Genomic DNA, 3,408 nt, shown 5'->3' with positions numbered 1-3,408 from the left:
AGGCTGCGCCCGGTGGCGGCGTGCATGCCCATCATGATTGCGGCCCGCCCGACTGGTCGCCGCCTTGCTTGACGCCGCCGTGCGGGTGTTTGGCCAGGCTGATGGCGCCGGCCAGCACGTCCTCGCTGGCTTTGACAGTGCCTTGCACGGCCATGGCCACGCCGCCAGCGGCGCCAGCCTTGGCGTTCACGCCGCCGTTCAGCGCGGTGGCGCCGTTGACGGTCGCCGCTTGCATGACGATCAGGTTTTTCATGACGGTCAGGTCACCAGTGCAAATGGTGCTCGGCGCGTTCGATGTCACCTTGTCGGCGGTGATGGTGGCCGTGCCGCCGGGGAGTAGGGCAGTCAGGGCATGGGCCGCGTGGTCGTACTGCACCACGGCGCCGTCGGGGTAATGCGTGGTGTGGATGCTGTCGCTGGTTTCGGGCGCGTCAAATGCCTGCGAGTACAGCGCTGGCACGATGATGCCGCGCGTCAGATCGCCGCCAGGGGAAAAGACGATCACCTGTTCGCCGACCGTGGGCGCCGACCAGGTGCGCGTGCTGCCGGCGCGCCGTGTGGCCCATTTCAGCCATTCCGTGGTGAGTGTCGGCCCAAGCCGTACGCGCGCCTTGGCCCCTTTGACCTCGGCGATGGTGCCCAGGCGGATCAGGTTTTGCAGCAAGCGGAGGAGGTCGGACAGGTCGGCGTTCATGCAGTGTATGTTGCCGAAGTCCGCGCAAGAAGGCACGTCGAAGAAGGTTGATATATTTGTTTGCAACCTTATTCCGTTGTCTACCTTTACCTCGACATTGATCGATTCATTTTTCCGTACGATGTAAAGTACAATGGACTTCTTCTCTATGGGGAAATAAATCCTATGAATAGCACCGAAATCTGGATCGTCATTGTGAAATTTTTAGGAGCCACATTCGCATGTGGGCTGGGAATACTTGCCTTACTTGGAAGTTTTAGAGATGCGACTGGAAAGCTAAGTAAATGGGGTGTGGCGACATTGGTTGGCTTGATATTAACGTTCATCATAAATATCATTGGGGCTATGATTGAGAATGGTAAGGCGCAGGATGATGCCAAGGAGCAGGCGGTTAGGGCAGTGAAGCTCTTGACTGAAATTAATAAAACAGTCCAGCCATTGGGTCAGATGAGTATGGATTACAGTTTTGATTTGCCTAATTCCGACCCCGTTGTTCAGCAATATATAAGCTATTTGGAGAAGGTGGTTATTGATAAGAAAGATGATTGGGATAAGGTGGTGGCACCGCAAATATCTGGACTTCTTTTTAGTCAAAAAGAAAATGGTGAGCCTTATTCTATTTATGTTTATGTGGATGGAGAGTTTTGGCCAAAAGGGGCGATGAAAGATGTTGGCAAAATGATTAAAGATTTCCGACCAACAATTAATTTTTATCGTACTCCAATTGAAAAAGATAAATTCTCACATTGGGATGAATCTTCAAAAATTTCGCCAAGCTTGACGCTTATTGGTAATTTTAAAAATGAATTGCCTAGGCTGATATATAATCGCAAAGAGAAAAAGCTAACGGTTTATGGACAGGTTAAATTTAATGATGAGCTAATGAATAGTAATGGGGAGGTTTTTTCAATTCCAGATCTATATGGTTCACAAATTATTATATCCTTGCAGTCATTGGATACTTCACGCTTTTCTGAATTGTCAGAGTTATCAAGAAAATATAAAAATTTTAATAATTCTGGATCGGTGAAAATATTAAAAGGGATAAAATTAAATAATGTTACTTTTCGGTTTGGTGGCGGAAGAAAATTTTCGTTTGAAGGGAAAGATTTTTTTGTCGTTGAAAATGGTGTTTCAATGGTTTTCGGCGCATCATTTCCTCTTGCTAAATAAGAAGCATAGAGGCATGTAATTCTATTGCGGGCGATTATTGCATATTTTTATTTTATATATTTCAATATCGCTCCGCGAATCAATGAATAGTTTTCCTCTTTCAATCCCAACAACGGGCGCGCAGGGTAATCATGATAATAGTTGCCTTTCGACGATTTTTCCTTAAGTCCAAATTGATGTACTCGCGCCACGCGCGCCACCCAGCCAAAGAACCCGACCTCGATCCGGTCGCCGGTCGCCTTCACTTTCAGATGTTTGGCGGTGCGAATCTTGGTGAACATCGCCGCCTTCTGCCGTTTGATGCGCCCATTCTTCCCCTTGAATTCCTTGCGCCGCTTGCGTGCCGGATAGGCCGCGCCGTCCGGCCCCTGTTGTGCCTTGATGCGTTGCATCTGGCTGCGGCGCAGGTCGATGGCGACCTTGTGATTGATGGCGCGGCGCTGGGCCGGTTGCAGCTTGGCCAGCAGCGCGCCGGCCCAGGCTTCCAGCACGTGTAGGTCGTCGCTCATGCTGTCGCCTCTGGCGTGCGCCATTCGGCCAGCAGGGTGTCGCCGTCATACAGCTTCCAGAACTCGTCCGCGTAGGCGGGCATGTGCTGTATCTCGGCCAGGTGCTTGATGTCCAGGCGCCCGGCCTCGCTGGCCTTGACGGCCACGCGCTCGGTCAGGTCCAGCTTGATCGAAATATCCACCGTTTCATGGTTGTTGAAGTCCACTTCGAAGGCGATGCCGTGCTTGCGGGTTTCTTCGTTGGCCATCAGGTCGAGCTGGTGGACTTTCAGCCAGGCGATCAGGGCCACCATGATGGCGTCGGCGTCGCCCGCGTAGTCGGTCACGATCAGGTTGAGCTTGAAGCGGTATTCGAAGGAGAGGGAGGCGGTGGCCGATGCCACCACGTTGCCCTCGTCGGCGAAGACCAGCAGGCGGTCGGGGTCGCGCTGCAGGTCGGGGATGGCGGCGGCCAGATGCTGGCGCAGGCTATTCGGTTTGTACATGGTAGGTGTCTCGTACTAAGTTGTAGGCGTCGATGCAGGCGTTCAGCTGGCGGGTGGCGTCGTCGCCGTCGCCGGCAATGGCGTCAAGAGCTGCCGCAGTCGCTGGGTCAAGTTCGGCGCGCGTTTCCTGCCGATGGCTTGCGGCAGCGGTGGAATCTGCAGTTGCGGCGCACTGGCCGCTGGTGACGGGGATTGACAGGCGCACAGCGCCGCTGCGCACATCAAGGCTGAAACGGTCACGTTCAGTTTTCGCATGGGTTTGCTCCTGGGTAAGGTGGTCGGCGCGCTGCGCCAGGGCGGCGGCGGCGGCGCGCTCCAAGGTAATCACGCGGGCGGTGGCCTGGGCCAGCGCGGTGGCGGCGGTGGCCGCTTGGGTTGCCACCACCCGCTGCAGGGCGGCGATGCTGGCGTCCTTGCGCCAGCCCTGCGCCGTCCAGCCCGCCAGAGCGCCGCACAGAAGAACAGCGGCCAGCGGGCGCCAGGTGGTCGTGTTCACATGGCCACCCGTTCCTTGATCCAGCCGAACAGAAAACGGCGCTGGGTCTTG

General features: G+C 54.8%; 5 protein-coding genes. 1 reads left to right on the top strand and 4 read right to left on the bottom strand.

What is annotated here, in order from left to right:
* Nucleotides 1-31 precede the first annotated feature (31 nt).
* Nucleotides 32-694 (bottom strand): phage baseplate assembly protein V, encoded by a 663-nt coding sequence (locus AC54AF_RS26930; protein WP_496639034.1) that lies wholly within the window; start codon nt 692-694, stop codon nt 32-34.
* Nucleotides 695-859: 165 nt separating this feature from the next.
* Here AC54AF_RS26930 and AC54AF_RS26925 point away from each other — a divergent pair, with 165 nt between their 5' ends.
* A complete protein-coding gene (locus AC54AF_RS26925) occupies nt 860-1,867 on the top strand; it encodes a hypothetical protein (RefSeq protein WP_496639033.1) in 1,008 nt (335 codons plus the stop codon).
* Between the two features lie 47 nt (nt 1,868-1,914).
* Here AC54AF_RS26925 and AC54AF_RS26920 read toward each other — a convergent pair whose 3' ends face one another.
* The 3 genes from AC54AF_RS26920 to AC54AF_RS26910 all read right to left on the bottom strand — a co-directional run.
* Nucleotides 1,915-2,376 (bottom strand): phage virion morphogenesis protein, encoded by a 462-nt coding sequence (locus AC54AF_RS26920; protein ID WP_496639032.1) that lies wholly within the window; start codon nt 2,374-2,376, stop codon nt 1,915-1,917.
* Nucleotides 2,373-2,861: a phage tail protein gene (locus AC54AF_RS26915; protein WP_496639031.1), complete on the bottom strand. Its 489-nt coding sequence runs from the start codon at nt 2,859-2,861 to the stop codon at nt 2,373-2,375. The genes AC54AF_RS26920 and AC54AF_RS26915 overlap by 4 nt, the downstream gene beginning before the upstream one ends.
* Nucleotides 2,845-3,408, bottom strand: a 564-nt coding sequence (locus AC54AF_RS26910; RefSeq protein WP_496639030.1) for a lysis system i-spanin subunit Rz, incomplete at its 5' end; no start/stop codon positions are given. The genes AC54AF_RS26915 and AC54AF_RS26910, both read right to left, overlap by 17 nt.

Source organism: Janthinobacterium sp. JF4 (assembly GCF_059617925.1).
This window is presented reverse-complemented; position numbering and strand designations above follow the sequence as displayed.